1 protein-coding gene is annotated in these 993 nt (G+C 74.8%); it reads left to right on the top strand.

The features are described 5' to 3' along the window. Positions 1-33 precede the first annotated feature (33 nt). Positions 34-897, top strand: coding sequence for a hypothetical protein (locus E1295_RS48200; protein WP_132642111.1), 864 nt, complete (start codon positions 34-36; stop codon positions 895-897). The last annotated feature ends 96 nt before the right edge of the window (positions 898-993 follow it).

Raw genomic sequence — 993 nt, 5'->3', positions numbered from 1 at the left:
CCCCCACCCCCACCAGTGAGTCAGGGAGCTGACATGCCTGCCAGCAGGACCCGTGGCCTGCTCTACGCCCTTGCCGGCGCCGCGATCGGCGCCGCCGCCGCCCGCGCCGCCTACGCCGCGTTCACCCGCAACCGGCCGGCCGAGCTGAGCGGCCGGTGGACGCGGAAGAACCATCGCGGTGAGCCCATCACCCTGCTGGAAGGCCCCGCCTTCGTCGCCGGCGCGGGCGCGGCCGCCGCGTTCACGCCCGGCGTCCCCGGCCGCGTACGCGCCGCCGCGCTGCTCGCCGGAGGCGGCAGTGGCGCGCTCGGTGCCTATGACGACCTCTACGGCACCACGGCCTCCAAGGGCTTCAAAGGGCACCTGAGCGCGCTCGCCCGCGGTGAGGTCACCAGCGGCGCCGTCAAGATTCTCGGCATCGGCGCCACCGGACTCGGCGCGGCCGCCCTCGTCTCCAAGGGTCCTGCCGACACCTTGGTCAACGGCGCGACCATCGCAGGTGCCGCCAACCTCGCCAACCTCTTCGACCTGCGTCCGGGCCGCGCCATCAAGGTCGGCCTGCTCGCCGGGGGGCCGCTGCTCGCGGCCTCGGTCCTGCGCGGCTCGCCGGCCGCCGCTGCGCTGAGCGCCGTCCCGCTCGGGGCCGCGGCCGCGCTGCTGCCCGACGACCTCGGCGAGCGCGCGATGCTCGGCGACGCCGGCGCCAACTCCCTGGGCGCGCTGCTCGGGCTCGCCGCGGTGACCAAGCTCGGCAGACCCGGCCGCTATGTGCTCCTCGGCACTGTCGTGGCCCTGACCGCGGCGGCCGAGAAGATCAGCTTCACCAAGGTCATCGCGGGCAACCCGGTGCTCAACCGCCTCGACATGATGGGCCGCCGTCCCGCCGGTCCCGCGTGATCCGCCTTCTGTCGGTACGACCTGCCAGGATGTCTGCGTAAGCATGATCGTACGCGGGGAGGCGGCGTGCGGGTGGTGACGGCGCGGGGGGTGGCC

This window comes from Nonomuraea mesophila (genome assembly GCF_004352805.1).
GTDB lineage: Bacteria > Actinomycetota > Actinomycetes > Streptosporangiales > Streptosporangiaceae > Nonomuraea > Nonomuraea longispora.
Note: the sequence above shows the minus strand (reverse complement) of the source record. Positions and strands in the feature narration are given on the sequence as shown.